Source organism: Paenibacillus sp. Marseille-P2973 (genome assembly GCF_018101095.1).
In the GTDB taxonomy this organism is placed as follows: domain Bacteria; phylum Bacillota; class Bacilli; order Paenibacillales; family Paenibacillaceae; genus Fontibacillus; species Fontibacillus vini.
On record NZ_JAGQEH010000016.1, the window covers coordinates 67,380 to 83,767 of the forward strand.

The 16,388-nt window shown below is 50.1% G+C and carries 16 protein-coding genes and 1 pseudogene; all 17 read right to left on the reverse strand.

The features are described from left to right. Positions 1-8: 8 nt before the first annotated feature. The 17 genes and pseudogenes from KB559_RS21705 to KB559_RS21780 all read right to left on the reverse strand — a co-directional run bounded on the left by KB559_RS21705 (position 9) and on the right by KB559_RS21780 (position 16,185). Positions 9-1,445 (reverse strand): sensor histidine kinase, encoded by a 1,437-nt coding sequence (locus KB559_RS21705; RefSeq protein WP_211025048.1) that lies wholly within the window; start codon positions 1,443-1,445, stop codon positions 9-11. After that, the gene (locus tag KB559_RS21710) at positions 1,442-2,338 is read right to left on the reverse strand and encodes a sugar-binding protein (protein WP_247682019.1); all 897 of its coding nucleotides are present in this window, start codon (positions 2,336-2,338) and stop codon (positions 1,442-1,444) included. The genes KB559_RS21705 and KB559_RS21710 overlap by 4 nt, the downstream gene beginning before the upstream one ends. Before the next feature lie 485 nt (positions 2,339-2,823). Continuing rightward, positions 2,824-3,801, reverse strand: coding sequence for an NAD(P)H-dependent flavin oxidoreductase (locus KB559_RS21715; RefSeq protein WP_211025051.1), 978 nt, complete (start codon positions 3,799-3,801; stop codon positions 2,824-2,826). A 31-nt stretch (positions 3,802-3,832) separates the two neighbouring features. Next, the gene (locus KB559_RS21720) at positions 3,833-4,633 is read right to left on the reverse strand and encodes an energy-coupling factor transporter transmembrane component T family protein (RefSeq protein ID WP_211025053.1); all 801 of its coding nucleotides are present in this window, start codon (positions 4,631-4,633) and stop codon (positions 3,833-3,835) included. Next, positions 4,623-5,483 (reverse strand): ATP-binding cassette domain-containing protein, encoded by an 861-nt coding sequence (locus KB559_RS21725; RefSeq protein WP_211025055.1) that lies wholly within the window; start codon positions 5,481-5,483, stop codon positions 4,623-4,625. The genes KB559_RS21720 and KB559_RS21725 overlap by 11 nt, the downstream gene beginning before the upstream one ends. After that, positions 5,468-6,268 (reverse strand): energy-coupling factor transporter ATPase, encoded by an 801-nt coding sequence (locus KB559_RS21730; RefSeq protein WP_211025057.1) that lies wholly within the window; start codon positions 6,266-6,268, stop codon positions 5,468-5,470. Before KB559_RS21730 ends, KB559_RS21725 begins: the two co-directional genes overlap by 16 nt. After that, on the reverse strand, positions 6,269-7,090 hold the full coding sequence (locus tag KB559_RS21735; RefSeq protein ID WP_211025059.1) for an SDR family NAD(P)-dependent oxidoreductase: 822 nt from the start codon (positions 7,088-7,090) through the stop codon (positions 6,269-6,271). Continuing rightward, positions 7,087-7,446: a MaoC family dehydratase gene (locus tag KB559_RS21740; protein WP_211025061.1), complete on the reverse strand. Its 360-nt coding sequence runs from the start codon at positions 7,444-7,446 to the stop codon at positions 7,087-7,089. Before KB559_RS21740 ends, KB559_RS21735 begins: the two co-directional genes overlap by 4 nt. Continuing rightward, positions 7,443-7,820 carry an FAS1-like dehydratase domain-containing protein gene (locus tag KB559_RS21745; RefSeq protein ID WP_211025063.1) on the reverse strand — a complete coding sequence of 126 codons (378 nt, stop codon included), beginning with the start codon at positions 7,818-7,820 and terminating at the stop codon, positions 7,443-7,445. Before KB559_RS21745 ends, KB559_RS21740 begins: the two co-directional genes overlap by 4 nt. Beyond that, positions 7,817-8,968: a thiolase family protein gene (locus tag KB559_RS21750; RefSeq protein WP_211025065.1), complete on the reverse strand. Its 1,152-nt coding sequence runs from the start codon at positions 8,966-8,968 to the stop codon at positions 7,817-7,819. Before KB559_RS21750 ends, KB559_RS21745 begins: the two co-directional genes overlap by 4 nt. Then, positions 8,965-10,455 carry a class I adenylate-forming enzyme family protein gene (locus KB559_RS21755; RefSeq protein ID WP_211025067.1) on the reverse strand — a complete coding sequence of 497 codons (1,491 nt, stop codon included), beginning with the start codon at positions 10,453-10,455 and terminating at the stop codon, positions 8,965-8,967. Before KB559_RS21755 ends, KB559_RS21750 begins: the two co-directional genes overlap by 4 nt. Before the next feature lie 37 nt (positions 10,456-10,492). Further along, the gene (locus KB559_RS21760; RefSeq protein ID WP_211025069.1) at positions 10,493-11,041 is read right to left on the reverse strand and encodes a biotin transporter BioY; all 549 of its coding nucleotides are present in this window, start codon (positions 11,039-11,041) and stop codon (positions 10,493-10,495) included. A 203-nt stretch (positions 11,042-11,244) separates the two neighbouring features. Beyond that, positions 11,245-14,148: a glycosyl hydrolase 115 family protein gene (locus KB559_RS21765; protein ID WP_211025071.1), complete on the reverse strand. Its 2,904-nt coding sequence runs from the start codon at positions 14,146-14,148 to the stop codon at positions 11,245-11,247. A gap of 274 nt (positions 14,149-14,422) precedes the next feature. Further along, positions 14,423-14,797, reverse strand: coding sequence for a collagen-like protein (locus KB559_RS21770; RefSeq protein WP_211025073.1), 375 nt, complete (start codon positions 14,795-14,797; stop codon positions 14,423-14,425). Between the two features lie 165 nt (positions 14,798-14,962). Beyond that, complete coding sequence (locus KB559_RS21775) at positions 14,963-15,682, reverse strand: hypothetical protein (RefSeq protein ID WP_211025075.1); 720 nt, start codon at positions 15,680-15,682, stop codon at positions 14,963-14,965. 51 nt (positions 15,683-15,733) lie between these two features. Then, positions 15,734-15,913 (reverse strand): annotated as a pseudogene (locus KB559_RS25615) (SDR family oxidoreductase); the annotation flags it as partial. Beyond that, positions 15,871-16,185 carry a Rossmann-fold NAD(P)-binding domain-containing protein gene (locus tag KB559_RS21780; protein ID WP_435530083.1) on the reverse strand — a complete coding sequence of 105 codons (315 nt, stop codon included), beginning with the start codon at positions 16,183-16,185 and terminating at the stop codon, positions 15,871-15,873. The gene KB559_RS21780 and the pseudogene KB559_RS25615, both read right to left, overlap by 43 nt. Between the last annotated feature and the right edge of the window lie 203 nt (positions 16,186-16,388).

Consider the following 16,388-nt stretch of genomic DNA (forward strand, 5'->3'; position numbering starts at 1 on the left):
CTTTCTTGTCATGTGGTTACCGTACGAAAGGGAATCCTGAAGAATATAGCGGTTCCTTTTCCCTGGGTGCTATCTATTTCGATGCGCTGCTCTCCGTTGAAGAATAAATGCAGTCTTTTGAATACATTGTGTGTCCCTAGTCCAGTAGATTGGCCTCTCCTGCCAAAGCTGGAGGATTCCTCCCGGAAAGATCTGAGAAGCAGTTCTACCGTTTCCTTGCTCATACCCACGCCGTTATCTCGTATCTCAATTCCTACACCTTCATCCTCATATTGAATGGTAAGCCTGAGCTCGCCGCCCTCTTCCATCTGCTCTATCCCATGTAAGAATGCATTCTCCAGAATAGGCTGCAGAGTCAGACATGGAACCATTCCATCCAGCGCTCTCTCATCAATTTCCATGACAAAAGAAATCCGGTCACGAAACCGCGCCCTCTGAATGTTGATATATTCGGTCACATGTTCGACTTCTTCACGTAACGGTACCGCTTGGTCCAGCTTTTGCAGGTTATATCTCAATAGCCGGGATACCGATACCGTAAGATAGCTTGTCTCGGTAGCCCCCTCGATATATGCCAACTTGGTAATCGCATTAAGAGTATTAAACAGAAAATGCGGATTAATTTGGCTCTGAAGCATCTTTAGCTCCAGCTCCTTAACGAGACGGTCCTTCTCCAGACTTTTCATGTTATCAGCCATTAAGCTTTGAATATTATCGATCATGCTATTAAAGGTTCGGCACAAGATGCTAATCTCATCATTGTTAATGCTTTCCGGCGCCTTGGTGTCCATTCGCCCCTTCGATATTAACTTGGCCGTTGCCACCAGCCGCCGAATCGGCCCCGTTATGCTATTCGACAGCCATATGGCCAGAATGATACTAAGGACAGCGACCGTAACAACCAGTTGCGTCCCTAGCGTATTCAATTTGTCCGTGGTAGACATAATCTCCTGATAAATCGGCTTGTACTGATCGAGCTCGATATCGACTAATCCCTGAGCCTCCTCGCGTATAAAGCGTTCGGTCTTCTCCGCTTCGATGTAAGCTCCTGCCATAGTATTCGAATCTTGATCGTCGATCTTGCCAATCATAGTCTCAACTTGCTCCAAAAACGTATCAATAATATTTCGATAATTTACAAGCGGCAGATCGCTGCCGCCAATCGTTTCTAGTCCATCGAGCTCTTGTCTCAACTGCTGAACACTGCTCAGGTGCTGTTCCACTTCAGGAAGGCTATCCGCATCGACTTGCATAATAAAACGGTTCATCGACCGCATAATCTCCCCGACCTCATAGGACACTTCCTTATACAATAAAATACGATTCATCATTAAATGATAGCTCTCCTGCACACTTTTTCCGCTTTGGAACAAGAAAAAGGAAACCGTGCTCATCAAGACTACCAGGAACGGAATACAAACCAACAGCTTTTGGCGGATACTCACAGGCCTTCTCCCTTCTGGGCATTCTGCTTATCTAACACCATTACCTCTGTGTAATATTCAGACAGCAAGGCTTTTCCTTGGAAATGATCGTTAAGCAGCTTGACTGCTGTATCCCCCATTAAAAATGGCTGCTGTGCTATAGTCGCCTTAATTTCACCCCTGAGAATGCCGTCTAGCGTCTCTTCCTGATTATCAAAGCCAATGATCGTAAGAGCATCCCGTTTCAAGCTCTTCGCAGCCTGTAGGACACCCAGGGCATCTGTTGCACTGGTACCCACCATGATCGTAATGTCCGGGTGCATCTCCAGCATGCCCGCCGCTTGCTGAATCGCCTCCATATGTGAAATGTTGGAGCTGCGGACATCCACAATCTCCAGATCCTCGTATTGTTTCACAATGTTTTCTAGCCCTTGCAGCCGCTGCAACTGGTTCTCGGCAAGCTCACTCCCAATAATGACGCCTATTTTTCCAGTTCCGCCTGAAGTTTCTACAACAAGACGCCCCATGCTTTCGCCTGCCGCCTCGTTATCCGTACCTACATAAGCCAGTCTCTTGCTAGCTGGTGCATCCGTATCGATAGTTATAACAGGAATTCCACGCTGTACAGCTTTATCGATGACTGGAGTAAACCTCTCCTCGTTCAGACCTTGGACAATGATTGCATCCACTCGGGCAGCAATCGCTTTTTCAAGCAAGTTAATCTGCTCATCCATATTGTTGCGAACCGGACCGGTAAATTCAATATCTATTCCATACCTTTCTGCGGCCTTCTCTGCACCCTTCTCAACCATTTCCCAATAAGGATGATACCTTTCCTGCTCAATTAGTACGATGTGATAACGGTGTCCCGAATCTCCGGGATGACCATGTAATTCCTGAACAATGCTACCCATCTTTCCGGATTGGCGTGCAAATCCAATAAATTCATACGATAGTAATATTATTAGTATTACAGCCACACAAGATAGCCACTTTTTATTCATACTTATTCACCTCACCCATACCCCAATCAACATTGGCAGCGTTTTCAATCTAAAGTTAGGAAACGAATTGAGCGCATTGATTAGTTGTTTCCCCCGGATTCAGAAATGGCCTAGCATGAGCCGTTGCGCACTCGGTTCGGGTGTATCCAGGTTAATGGAGCAAGAAGTGAGGTGCTGAATTCTAATTATGTATCTTTATAATCCGACGCGGGGTATTTAGAACAAGGCCGGCCATCAGTGAAACAATGCCGGGAGCCTTTTCTAGTTTTGTTCCTCACTCTGAAATTATTATTTTATTGTACTACAAAATGTAAGAAGTTCAATTTGGAGGGATGGGTAAAAGAGTACATTCTCGGGGATGGCTTCCATGGTATTAAATGTACCAAGAAGCCTTTTTATTCATCGGGGGAGTCTCCTGCTGTCCATTTGCGGCGTATTTCTTCCGCCTCTATAACCATTCTCTGAATCAGTTCAGACACTTCCGGAATATCATGGATCAGGCCGACGGCCTGCCCGGCCCAACCGAAGCCTTCTTCCTGAATGCCATCATAAATCCAGCGCCTGTTGACCTCCCCGCTGATATAAGGTTTCAGCGCTTCATAATCTGTATTCTTACGTTCAAGCTCAAGAATCTTATCGGTCACAGGGCTCCGCAGCGCCCGGGCAGGAAACCCGATGGAACGTTTGATAACCACGGTATCCGCCGAGGACGCCTCGACCAAGGCATTCTTGTAAGAAGAGGAGGCGTGCAGGCATTCCCGGGTGCTAATAAACCTCGTTCCCATCACGATTCCCTCCGCTCCCAGAGCAAGAGAAGCCATCCAGCCGCGGCCGTCTCCAATTCCTCCTGAAGCGATCACGGGAATACGGACCGCATCCACGACCTGGGGAACGAGAACCATCGTTCCTACTTCATCACGGCCCAGGTGCCCTCCTCCTTCGTGTCCGACAACGATGACTGCGGAGGCGCCGAGCTGCTCTGCTTTTTGAGCCTGCATCCGGGATGAGACAAGTACCAGGGTCTTTAGATTTGCTGACTGCAATACAGGCAAAAGAGGCGCAGGATTGCCTCCTGTAAGGGTAACTGCTGCAACCTGTTCCTCTATAGCTATCCGCAGTCTCTCCTCGAGGTCGCCCCGGTGCATACCGATGGCAAAGTTGACGCCAATAGGCTTGTCGGTCAGAGTACGAGTACGTCTGATTTCACTCCGCAGGGCTTTGGCATCCGGAAGACTCATCGCTGTAATCTGGCCGAATCCGCCGGCATTGGAGACCGCCGCCGCCAGATCGGAGTAGGCCAAATAAGCAAGCCCTCCTTGAATGATCGGGTACTTGATCTTAAGAAGTTCGGTCAAACGCGTATTCCAATCCATTAGAATCCCTCCGTATCCTGCATCCGCGACATCAGCCGTATATCCGAATGAGGAGCATCATCAACACAAATATAACCGTAAACAAGGCTGCAACCAAGTCGCTCCGCTTAAATTCCAGCTGCCTGTAAGAAGTTCTTCCCTTTCCGGTTCCGAAAGCCCTCGCATCGATCGCATAGGACAGCTGCTCCGCACGTTGGATGGTCGTGGCAAACAGCGGAACAAGAATCGGAATATAGGCAAACACACGTTTAAATCCGGGAATAGACCTGATATCATATCCTCTGGCCTGCTGGGCCAGAATGATGCGGTCCATCTCCTGAATAATAGTAGGTATAAAGCGGATCGCGATTCCTATCATTAAAGAATAGGTTTCCGTCGGGAGGCCTGCTCTAGACAGCGGCTTTAGCAGTTTTTCAAGGCCTTGGGCCAAAACTAACGGTTTGGTAGTTGCCGTAAGGACAGACGCGATCAGAACCAGTAGAATAATCCGCCAGACGGTAATCGTCCCCTTCGTAAGCCCCTCTTCCGTCAGCTTGATGAAGGACCAGGACCATATCACCGTATCTCCTGTAAGCAGAACATGGTACAGAAAAGTAAAGATCAGTACCAACAGTAGCGGCTTCAATCCTCTGGCAAACCAGCCAAGCCGGATTCCGGACATCCGCAGCAACATCCCAACCAAGACGGTTGCTGCCAAATAACTGGCGAAGGATTTGAACAGAAGGAAGCTCAGCATGATAACGAGCAGACTCAGCAATTTAGTCCTCGGGTCCAAGCGGTGAAGCACCGAATCCGTTTCCGTGAATTGACCCATTATGATTTTATTCGTCATGATGAAGACCCCTTGCTTCCCAGACCAAACGTACTTTATCGAAAATATCCCGCTCCCTGCAGCTATCCACTTCAATCGTGCGGCCCGATAATTCCTCTACCAGCCTGAGCAACTGAACAGGCTCGGGCAGAGGTAATCCCGCCCGCCTCAAGATTTCCGTGTTCTTCATAAACAAAGTGCCCGGGTCCGAGTGCCCCAAGAGCTGTCCCTCGTGAAACACCATCACCTCGTCCGAGTACTCGGCAACATCCTCCATTTGATGAGAAATAAACAGAACGGTACGATGGTTCGCTTGCTGCCATTCTCGTAACATCTGCAGCAGAGCTTGTCTGCTTAAGGGGTCAAGTCCGGCTGTCGGTTCATCCAATATTAGAAGCTTTGGATCCGTGATCAACACCGAGGCAATAGCAACGCGCCTTTTCTGTCCCCCGCTTAAAACCAGGGGAGAGGCCGAAAGAATTTCAGCGGGTAAGCCTACCTGTCTTAATACAGGTTCTAAAGCCTCCTCGATTCTGCCCCGGGAATGTCCCAGCATTTTCGGTCCAAAGGTCAACTCCTTATAAACCGTGGCTTCAAATATTTGCTGCTCCGGATACTGAAACACATAGCCGATCTCCCGGACGGCCTTCATGCGTCCTTTGCTGTCTCCGGGCAGCCGCTGCCGGTGAAGGGTATATTCACCTTTATAGGCAGGGATCAGCCCTTTGATCACTTTGGCAAAGGTCGACTTGCCCGCTCCAGTCGGCCCAATGATCGAAATCCATTTTCCTTCCTGCAGTGTGCAGCTTATGTCCCGGAGAACCTCCCGCCCTGCGAGACTCACGCTTACCTGCTTTAACTCGTAGGCCATTGGGTGCGGATCATCTCCTTCCAGTCGGCTTTCAGCCCGGTGTTTAAACCAAGAGCACGTTGCAGCCTTACGGCAAAGGGCTGATCCAATGGATGATCCGCAAGCGTTCCCGTTCGAAACAGCTCGGGCGGAGTTCCGTCAAATGCAATGGCCCCGCCATTCAGAAGCAGGACCCGTTCCGCCTCCAGCACCTCGTCCATATGGTGAGTGATATGGATGATCGTCATGCCTTGCCGATGGAGCTCATGCATCACCGACAGGACCTGACTTCTTCCCTGCGGATCAAGCATAGAAGTAGCTTCATCAAAGACAAGGATACGGGGACGCATGGCCAGAATCGACGCGATAGCGGTACGCTGCTTCTGCCCGCCGGACAGCTCATGCGGCATCGCTTCCGCATAATCCTCCATTTGGACAGCCCGCAATGCCTGTTTTGCACGGACGCTCATTTCTTCTCTGGGGACACGGAGATTCTCTAACCCGAATACCACCTCGTCCAAAACGGAAGTGGTAATAAATTGATCGTCCGGACTTTGAAAGACAAGCCCCACCTGCTCCCGAATCTTGATCAAATCATCGGTATTCCGCGTGCTCAGAGGCCCAAGGCGCACTTCTCCTTCCCTCGGCTGCAGCAATCCATTCATTAACCGGGCCAGCGTGGATTTGCCGCTCCCGTTTCCCCCCACAATAGCTACGAATTCGCCCTCCTGAATCTCGAAGCTCACAGAAGCGAGGAGGGGCTGCCCTTTACGATAATAATAATGAACCTGGTCGAAAATAAGCATCTATTGCTTCTCCTCCCGATGCTTCCATGCTGTAAAGAAATCCTCGGCTCCACCATTCACGGTCAAGACGGGCAGCGGCTTCTGCCAGCGGGTGATTTGGGAGCCATTGACGCCAAATACTTCCCCGGTCAGATCCGGGTCCTGCTGCTCCAGAAGCAAACCCACAAACCGGGCTACATCATCCGCTTCGCCAACCTGCCAGAATGCCGATAAGGGCTCATTCCGTTTTGCGTGCTTGTCCTTTAAATATTCAATAACAGGGCGAGTCATATCGGTCAGAGCGGCAGGAGCAATCGCATTAATCCTGATCCGATCCCGCCGCAATTCGGCTGCGAGCGTCCATACCATCCCGAGTATGCCGGCTTTGGCGGCGCTATAATTGACCTGACCTACAGAGCCCTTTAGTCCCGCCGTTGAAGTCATCAGCAGAATGTTTCCCCCTTGAGGGGCCATAAAAGGAAGAACGCGCTGAATACAGTAAAAAGCCCCGTTCAAGTGAACATCCAGCACCGAATTCCACTCTGGATCCGTCATCTGTCCGCATTTGCGATCCTGTAAATTACCGGCATTGTGAATCAAGACATCAATGGCGCCATATCGCGCCGCAACCATCTCTACCATTGTCGAAACTGCAGAAGGGTCCGCTACATTAGCACAAAAGCCCTCGGCTACGCCTCCCCTTTGGCGAATTTCCTCGACAACGGCGTAGATCCGTTCTTCGTGCAAGCCATTCACCGCAACCCGATAGCCGTTACGCCCGAGTTCCAATGCGATGCTGCGGCCAATCCCTCTGCTTGCTCCGGTAATCAACGCTGTCCTCATAAGGACAATCCCCCCTCTTTCACGGAAAAAACACCCGTGGCGATAACCTCCCCAGCTTCGTCTTCTGCAGTAACTTTAACTTGAATTTCACCGTTACAAGCTTCATAGGAAAAGCACGCCCATGTTCCCTGCACGAGCGGCCTGTGAAACTTCATGCTATAAGACTGAATCCAGTGGGTAGGATGCTCTGCCAAGTAAATCGACTGTGCCAATCCCATAAGATACATCCCATGGGCAATCGGAGCTTGGTACCCGGCTTGTCTTGCAGCTTCGGCCTGAATATGAATCGGGGCTTGATCCCCGGTAATATCGGCATATTCCGTAATTGCCGCTGCAGTAATCAGCTTTCTCATCATTTGTCACCTACCGAGATCAACACCGTTTCCACGGTCACAATGCGTTTACCGGCGCAGGTGCAGATCAGGGAATGCGTATATAGAGTCAAAGCGCCCTGACGACCGGTCTTGTTCTCGACCCGGGTTAAAGATAGATCGCAATCCAGCTCCATACCTGACGTCAGCGGCGCCTCATAGTGGAATTGTTGGATTCCGTGAATCAGCGGCTCCGGCATATGGAGCCAAGGGGCGTCGGCTATTTTCCAGAACGTAATCGGCATGGTTGAAGGTGCGACTAATGCTGCGCCTATTCGCTGCAACGGCGCTTCAATAGAAGCTGCATATTGGACGATTGCCTCCTCGGACAGATGCACCCGAAATCGAAGGTTGTTCATTCAAACGCCTCCACCAAAACGGCAAGTCCCATTCCTCCGCCAATCCCCAATGTGGCTATCCCCCGTTTAAAAGGGTTCTGCAGCATCTCAGCGAATAAACGGGTAATCAGGATGGCGCCCGATGCTCCATAAGGATGACCTAAGGCCAACGCACCGCCTCCGGGATTCACCTTGTCCTGTGGAATTTGCAGCTCTCCCAGCGACGCCAGAACCTGGGAGGCAAAAGCTTCATTGAACTCGATCGCGTCCAAATCGGTTATGCCGAGTTGCCGGCGGCTTAGCAGTCTGTTTACGGCCGGAACAGGACCGATCCCCAAATATTCGGGGTCCACTCCTGCCGCCTGCGCATCCACGAAGCGTAACACTGGCCGCAGATTTAGCTGCTCGCATTTATCGCGCGACATGAGCAGCACCAGAGCCGCCCCGTCATTTACGGGACAGGCATTGCCGGCGGTAACGGTGCCTTGGTCCAAAAAGACCGGCTTCAGCCTTTGCAATTTATCCAGGCTGGTATCCGCCCTTGGACATTCATCCTCGGCGACCCAATGTCCATTCACTTGAAGAGGCACAATCTCCTGCCGAAACCGGCCTGTCTGCTTGGCGCGAACAGCCTTCCGATGGCTGTTCAAGGCGTACAGATCTTGCTCTTCTCTGGAAATCCCATACTTCCGGGCTACATTTTCCGCGGCCAGACCCATATCCGGGTCACCATAAACGCTTGGTGTAAAGGGAGCGCGTGTATACAGCCGGGGTGTGCCTGTAAGTGTCTCGGGCTTAAACATTTTCCAGGGTGCACGGCTAGTGCTCTCGACCCCGCCCGCCAGGTACACCTCTCCCGCTCCACTCTGAATGAGACGGGCAGCCAAATGAATAGCTTCCAGTCCCGACCCGCACTGGCGATCAATCGTCAGACCCGGTACGGTGACGGGAAGTCCGGCTTCCAGGGCGGCAACCCTTGCAATATTCCCCCCGGGTCCTACCACATTGCCGATAATTACATCATCAATCCATTCCGGGGGCACCTGCGACTCCGAGACGATGTGGCGAATTACCGGCGCAAGCAGTTGCTCCGGCTCAAGTGTACTGAATTGACCGCCAATTTTGCCGATGGGCGTCCGTTTTGCCATGACCATTACAACCTCTGTCATTTCGCCACTTCTTTCAAGACATATTCTCTCATCTGCCGACGTGCGATCTTCCCGCTGCTTGTATAAATGAACCGATCTACGCTGATCAGCTGCTTGGGAGCCTTATAACTTGCCAAATAGTTGCGGCAGTGGCCCTTCACTTCATCCAGACTCAAACGTTGATCTCCTTGCCACTGAATAACTGCAGTTATTCTCTCCCCCCAGCGTTCATCCGGCACTCCCAATATCATAACTTCCTGAATAGCGGGAAGCTGCTGCAATACCGTCTCCACTTCTTCGGGGAAAACATTCAAGCCGCCGGTGATCATCCTGTTTTTGGAGCGCCCGGCCAAGTATAAATATCCATCCTGATCGACGGACATATAATCTCCCGTAGTAAGCCACCCATCCTGGAATACCGCAGCCGTCTCCTCGTCTAACCGATAATAGCCCCGGAACACCATACCGCTTCGAACATAGAGCTGCCCCGTCTCTCCAGCGGGAACCTCCTGATCCTGCTCATTACGAATCGATAGTTCTACCCCGGGAAACGGGCGTCCGACCGACCCGGGTCTACTTGTCTCATAAACGTCCATATAACTGATATAACTAGCCTCGGAAGAGCCATAGTATTCATACAGCCTTGATTGTTCGAAAACTTCCCGGCACTTCTGCTTCGACTGCTCCGACCACTTGCCGCCTGAGCTGATCAGAGCTTGAATGGATGCTCTTCCGGGATTAGCCTGTTGCAGTAATGACTCAATCATCGTAGGTACGACAAACAAGATCATATCAGGAACCGCTGTGCATCGCTCCAGCACCTCATCCGCATGAAATTGCTCGACGAGATGGAAGGTGGCGCCAAAGTACAGACTTTGCATCAAGGCAAATAACGATAAGGAGTGAACAAGCGGACCGGGGGCCATACAATGCTGCATATCGAGCCGGAATGCTTCCCTCGTGGCTTCAAAGCTTGTTAGCCAGGACAGCGGAGTGCGCATAAATCCCTTTGGAACACCAGTAGTTCCCGAAGTAAAACCGATGAACAACAACTCATTACCGGCCTCCGGTTCGGCTTCCGGCGCGAAGGAGGCTACCCACGAGTCATAGTCACCCGAGTTTCCCTCAGATAACGTGATGATTTCAACTCGCCCGGCCGGTTCGTAAGACGAACCAATATGCTGGGAATAAGCCTCTTCCGCAAAAATAATCCCCGGTTCACACTGCCGTAACACGGCGTTTATTTCAATTGGGCTCCATTTGGGGTCCATAGGCACAGGGACATAACCTGCGTAGACAGCCCCTAGAAAAATCTCCACAAACTCCACCCGATTGCCGGTCAGTATCGCAACATTTCGGCGGGTATGGCCGCCTTGCTTCAGACCGTTAGCAACTCTCCGGACCCGCTGTGCCAATGCCGAATAAGTAAGGCTGCCCCGGTTATGGGCGATGGCGATCCGATCCGGAATTCGTGAAGAATGACGTATAAGAAAGGTTAATAAATTCATTTAGGTGATCACCTGCTTAAAGAATAATCCTTACGAGCTAGTGCGCCTTCTCTTCAATAGGACTGATCGCTCTCAACTGGAATGCCACCACCGCCGCTATAACCGCTTTAATAATATCGCCCGGCAGATAGACTACCGAACCGATAAGTCCTGCCCAGATAGAGGTATGCGTGATCAGTGCCATAACGGGAGCCCCAATCAAGCTGACCAAGAGAACGCCAAACAGAATATTAATGGTCAGCAGCTTCCACATTCTTAACTTGGGCCAAATCTTCTCCGAAGCGTAACCAATCAGAAAGGCAGCGATCGGCCAGCTGAATATGTACCCTGCAGACGGTCCCACGAGTGGAGCCAACCCCCCGCGGCCGCCCGACAAGATCGGCAAACCTATAGCCACCAGGACGATAAACAAGATTAAGCTCATCGCGGCCGGTTTTTTCCCTAAAAAGCATCCCGCAAGCATAACACCAAGCGTCTGTGCGGTCACAGGGACCGGAATAAAGCCTAATGGAATCGGCGGAATCATTCCAAGTACAGCCATGAATGCGGTAAACAATGCAGCATAAACAATTTCCTTAGTCTTCAATTTGGGCTACCTCCGTTTTGTTAATTGGCTATCAGAATCGGCTGGAATCTAATTACAGCAACGTTGCGCAAATGAATTATAGTCTCTTAAATTCTCTATTGTCAACCATATTAAATTTTTAGGTTTACAATTAAAGCATCCCATTTACCCACAGGAATATTCACTTCGGAATTAGAAAAGGGATGCCTCGGCATCCCTTTCGTCTAACCCTTTTTACCTGTGTAGTAGGTTTCTGTTGGCCCCAGGTAACTGTCCGCAGGCTTCTTTCCTGCCGGATAGATGACCAGCTTTTCCAAGACAAACCCTGGACTTACAGCAAAAATCCTCAAGGTATTCAATCCTGCCGAACAGCTTGCTGTCGTGCTGCGTCTGCGAATGTGATTCAGTACGCCTTGCGCCCAATTCCAGTCATCCACCCGATACCCCTCAGGAAGTGCATTGACGACGTTTATCGCTTCCTCGTTCACTTGAATCCCGTAGCGCAGCGTTCCGTCATTGGTAACCGGATTCGATGGCTGCATGTAGAGCTCCACATCATACAATCCGCCTTCCTCAACGGCAAAACGATACTCCAGATATGGTGCGTCCTTCCCTGCGGTAAAGTATTGCGTGGTTGGATAAGCCTTCACGGCGGATAAGGTTTTGCCATAACCCTCAATCACTTCAAATCTGCTGACGTCCCCATTTTGACGAGGTGCTTCCTGGTTCAGAGCATAATGCTCAGCCTCGATGGAAATGTACCCCTTCGTGTCCACAAAGGTCATATCAGGCAGCTCACTGTAATCATGTTGGGCTGCATTGACGACGATCGTGCAGGAACCCAGCGGCATTTGTATGGAAATATACCCTTCTGTCCCGCCCTTCATCGCACTACGGTCAATACGTACTTGTATAACTTCCGTCGTATTCTCGTTTCCATCCAGGGTGCCGCCTGTCTTCGAGCAGGTTAGCCACGGATCATCACATGTAATCTTATACTCCGCAGGAAGGTCACTGATGCTCGATATAGTGAAAGAGGCTTCCTCCACATCCGGCTGCAAAAAGTCGTCCATCCCTAATTTGTTAATATGCCAGGAGCTTCCTTCACTGCGCTGGGTCGTTCCGTCCACCGTCACCAGCAATCTGGGTTTATTGGCAGGCAGTACATTCATGAGAATCGGATTCTGAGCTTCGTCCTCATTCCATTGCGTGAAGCCGATATGCTCGGAAAGCCCCATGCCATACCACTTGCCGCCATCTATTGCATGAAACTCCGCCACAAGCTCTCTGTCTCTTTTCAAGCACGCTCTTATTTGTTCGGTAAGCTTATTGGCTTCCATCTCTCCAAGCTTTGCTTTGTAATGGTTTTTGCCGGTGAGCAGCCACATCTTCTGTAAATTGAGATTCCCTACAACCGGATAATACACTAACGCATAATAAGCAGATAAATGCACTTCATCTACCCTCTTGTATAGTTCATCCGCCAGTCCCAACAGATCATCGATTCGCTGTAACAATTCATCACATTCTTTGTAATTCACGGGATGGTATACATTTGAATTCATATGTTCCGGCCTGCGAATATGCGCAATCTTGGTATAACCGGTCAAGAGATCAAAGATCTTGCTCCGATCCCGCTCGCTCCACCCGTCGGAAAATTGTCTTTGAATCCATTGCTTCGTATATAAATCTGTCTTGTTGATGGCCCGGGTTCCCCATTTTTCAAAGTCATAGGCCAAATCAAGGAAATAAGATAGCGGAAACTCCTGCGTGCCAATATCGCCCACATTGACGATCCAAAGATCGCGGATTCCAAAATCGTAAGCCATCGTCATCTGCTCCCAAATTTTCGGGAGGTAGGAACTGTTAATCCATTCGTAAGAGATCGGACCGCCATGGTAATCAAAATGATAATACATGCCGTAACCGCCTTTATGGCTGCGCATCTCTTCCGTCGGCAAGGTCCGGAGATTCCCATGATTATCATCGCAGAGCATTAAAATGACGTCCTCCAGCTCCTCGGAGTTGATCAGCCCCGGCGTGTCCTTATCACCATAGAAGAAAGGCTCTACCTCTTTATATAAAGCCAGCATTCTTGGAACTTCCGAAAGGTTTGAATACACATTTTCCCGGATCAGCCGGTTTTGCGTCTGCAGCACCTCTCGCAGCAGCTGGATATTGTCCGCAAGTGTAGCTCCTTTTCCCATGATAGCCGTATCCGCCTCGCCGCGCATGCCGACCGTAATCACACTCTCAAATTTGCCGCTCCGTTTCAGGCCGTCTTCCCAGAATCTCGTAATCCCTTCTCTGTTCTTGATGAAATTCCAGGCATCGCCATAGATCGAATCCTTCCCGCGGAGATACTTATACTCCTCCCCATAACGCAAACAGGGCTCATGATGGGACGCTCCCATGACGACTCCATACTCATCCGCCAATTCCGCATTGGCCAAGCCCGGTCCGTCATCATAAAAACGGGCAGACCACATCGCAGGCCAGAGATAGTTTCCTTTCAACCTCAGCAGCAGTTCAAACACTTGCTCATACATTTTTGCATTAAAACCGCCGAAATGGGTCGTGGTCCAATTGCCAAAGGCCGGCCATTCATCATTGATAAAAAAGCCGCGGTATCGCACGGACGGTTCCTTTGAGATATATTTCAAATCCTCACTTAGAGAGAAGGATTCCTTCCGCTCCGGCTTCACGTTCGCCCAATTTACCAATGGGGAAACCCCAAGCCGCTCGGACAGATGAAAAAGACCGTAAATTGTGCCGCGTTTATCGCTTCCCGCGATCACCAACGCCTTCTCAACGCCGTCAAAGGGACGATCAATGACCTGGAATAAAAAAACCTCCCGCTTCCCTTTGATTTCGGACAAATCAATCAACCTGTTCTCTTCGAGCTCAAGCAGCATAGGACTGTGGCCCACTGTTCCGTACAGAACCACATTGGTTCCCAGCTGATTTCTGTCTGTAGTTGCTTGCGGGGCATATCCAAAGACCTGCTCCATATCCTGCATAACCTTCTGGGCTATCTTATTCACACCGCTAAACGCTTCCTCTTCCCGGTAAAATAAAGCATCCGATACGGATGGGCTCTGATTTGTAGCGCTTTCATTTTTTGGCATCCGCCAAGTAATAGTAAATTCCATAAGACTTCCTTTCTGCTGTTATTCATGCAGCGTATGCTTCTAGAATTTTTATTACAGCAAGTATACAAAGATCCGATATTAAAAGATATGTATCTATGCAAGATGGATTCTTGTAAATTTCACATGTTTTTATACGAATCCCTACGATCCATTGCAAGCTTAAACCCGTTGACCTTGGATGACAGCGGAAAACTTGAACAGCCGCACAACAAAGAGAACAGCCTGCAGGCTGTTCTCTTTGTTGTCTGCCTTAGAAGCAGGTGAACGAGCTGATCCGTTTCAGGTCAATACCGAAGTATCCCCAGAAGAAACCGAACCATCTGAATCCTGCAATAGAATTACGTCCGACGAATACCGGGAAGAACCAGAATTGTTCGCCGTTGTTCAGCCAAATGTATGTGTTGCGGAACAGGCACCGTCTGATCCCTCCGGGGTCAACGGCATACGCGGTGGCCGACATTTGCGGTACGAATTGCGGTGGAGGAGACGTAGGCGGTTGAATGCCTCCCGGAGCACCCGGAGTCCCGGGAAATCCACCTGCTCCCCCCGGTCCTCCCGGCACGCCTGGTCCGCCCGGGAATCCCGGATATCCTCCGCCGGGTCCCGGCGATGGAAAAAATCCCATATGTGATCACTCCTTTTCGACTAGTAGGCATAATCATCATATGCATTCGCGGATAAGGCGTTTGGGCGGATGCCAATAAAAAAATCCCCGCCCGGCCGAAGCCGAACGGGTTGGTTGATCTCGACCCGAGAATTGCGGATTCGCTTGCGCAATCCAATGTTTCCTCTACTCTACAATTTCGTAGTGATCTTTTTGCTTCGCCTGCTCGATCCATCCCTCAATCCGATGCTTGGGCAGCAGAATATTGCCTCCGAAAGCATCGTTCTTGTGAAAGTTCCAGTCCCCATATACTAGCATATGGTACTGATTATCCCTTTGCTTTACGAGTCCCCATACGCCGAGGTCTCCTTGTGCGCCAGCACATATATATAACCAATCCCGGTATTGGAATATATAAGGATCCCCGAATATCTCAAAACTCTCCAAGTACCCGTTACCCCCATCTCTTTCCGGGAAACGCCTGTCGTAATCCTTAATCGCCCATACCTCCAAGACCTTAACCCGCAACCACGCTTTAAAATCATTCCGCTCAAGTACACGTTCGATGGAGCATTGAACAAAAGAAGACTGCTCAATCTCCTCGGGATGGGAGTCCCAGCCATTAAGGCTGGAGGATACCGGAGTGTACAATATCCAAAAGGGCTCTCCTGTCTTCATATAGAAAGGATGATGGACTTTCACTGTTCTAATCTGACCCTGCACAGGAGGGTGATCTGACCGCATCCAACGGGGTTCATCTAGCGGAGGAACTTTATTTTCGAAATCCGACCATTCCATAACCTCATTTTCGAAGCCAACGAGATTAAATAGCTCACTCTCCGTCTTCATGCGCTCCGATAAACTTTTACAGGTGCCGCACACCAATGCTACTACCTCTTGGTCCATCTGTTTCAACTCCATTCTATAAACCTGTTTGCCCGTCTCTTCTATATAGGTTTAGAAACCGCCTCTAGAATGAATGATTTCGCCAGTAACCCATTGGGAATCGTCGCTTGCCAGAAAAGCGATCAGACGGGCCGCATCTTCGGGAAGACCGATCCGGCCCATCGGGAATCGCGGCAGCAGTGCATTCTTCACTTCTTCGGACATCCAGCCGGAATCGGTAGGACCGGGACTTCATCCAACAAATTGGATGCGGAGCCCGATACAGTGAGGTCCATTTTCATGTGTGCGACTTGTACGCCCAATTGTCGCAGTTCTCTTGCGAATAAATCAGGCCAATTCTCATCCGTACCACCGTTTAGATTCATTTCTTTATCGTAGTCGTACAGGTGTGTAAAGAACAGGCTAGCGCCTTCGTTAGCCAATGCCCGACAAATCGCGGCTCCAATTCCGCCTGAACGGCTTACACCCGTGACTATAGCAATTTTACCTTGTAATCTGGTCAATTTAGATATACCTCCCGTTAAGAGGAGACGAGAGAGCCGTTCTTTGTATGGAGATGGATTAATCCTGCCGCTAAATAATCATAACCACCCGTCCAACGGGTGGTTTGCTCTTGGGGTATAACCCCCTGTTGCCAAACTGCGCCTAAAGACGCTAGCCTGACAATAAAATTGTTCAGGCTCAGTGTTTTTGTCACTTTCACTTA

What these genes read in the sequence shown, in the direction of transcription:
- KB559_RS21715 (WP_211025051.1), bottom strand. Translation starts at nt 3,801, where the DNA reads ATGGATTGGAATACGCGTTTGACCGAACTTCTTAAGATCAAGTACCCG.
- KB559_RS21745 (WP_211025063.1), bottom strand. Translation starts at nt 7,820, where the DNA reads ATGAACAACCTTCGATTTCGGGTGCATCTGTCCGAGGAGGCAATCGTC.
- KB559_RS21740 (WP_211025061.1), bottom strand. Translation starts at nt 7,446, where the DNA reads ATGATGAGAAAGCTGATTACTGCAGCGGCAATTACGGAATATGCCGAT.
- KB559_RS21725 (WP_211025055.1), bottom strand. Translation starts at nt 5,483, where the DNA reads ATGGCCTACGAGTTAAAGCAGGTAAGCGTGAGTCTCGCAGGGCGGGAG.
- KB559_RS21755 (WP_211025067.1), bottom strand. Translation starts at nt 10,455, where the DNA reads ATGAATTTATTAACCTTTCTTATACGTCATTCTTCACGAATTCCGGAT.
- KB559_RS21710 (WP_247682019.1), bottom strand. Translation starts at nt 2,338, where the DNA reads ATGGGTAGCATTGTTCAGGAATTACATGGTCATCCCGGAGATTCGGGA.
- KB559_RS21720 (WP_211025053.1), bottom strand. Translation starts at nt 4,633, where the DNA reads ATGACGAATAAAATCATAATGGGTCAATTCACGGAAACGGATTCGGTG.
- KB559_RS21735 (WP_211025059.1), bottom strand. Translation starts at nt 7,090, where the DNA reads ATGAGGACAGCGTTGATTACCGGAGCAAGCAGAGGGATTGGCCGCAGC.
- KB559_RS21730 (WP_211025057.1), bottom strand. Translation starts at nt 6,268, where the DNA reads ATGCTTATTTTCGACCAGGTTCATTATTATTATCGTAAAGGGCAGCCC.
- KB559_RS21750 (WP_211025065.1), bottom strand. Translation starts at nt 8,968, where the DNA reads ATGACAGAGGTTGTAATGGTCATGGCAAAACGGACGCCCATCGGCAAA.
- KB559_RS21765 (WP_211025071.1), bottom strand. Translation starts at nt 14,148, where the DNA reads ATGCCAAAAAATGAAAGCGCTACAAATCAGAGCCCATCCGTATCGGAT.
- KB559_RS21770 (WP_211025073.1), bottom strand. Translation starts at nt 14,797, where the DNA reads ATGGGATTTTTTCCATCGCCGGGACCCGGCGGAGGATATCCGGGATTC.
- KB559_RS21775 (WP_211025075.1), bottom strand. Translation starts at nt 15,682, where the DNA reads ATGGACCAAGAGGTAGTAGCATTGGTGTGCGGCACCTGTAAAAGTTTA.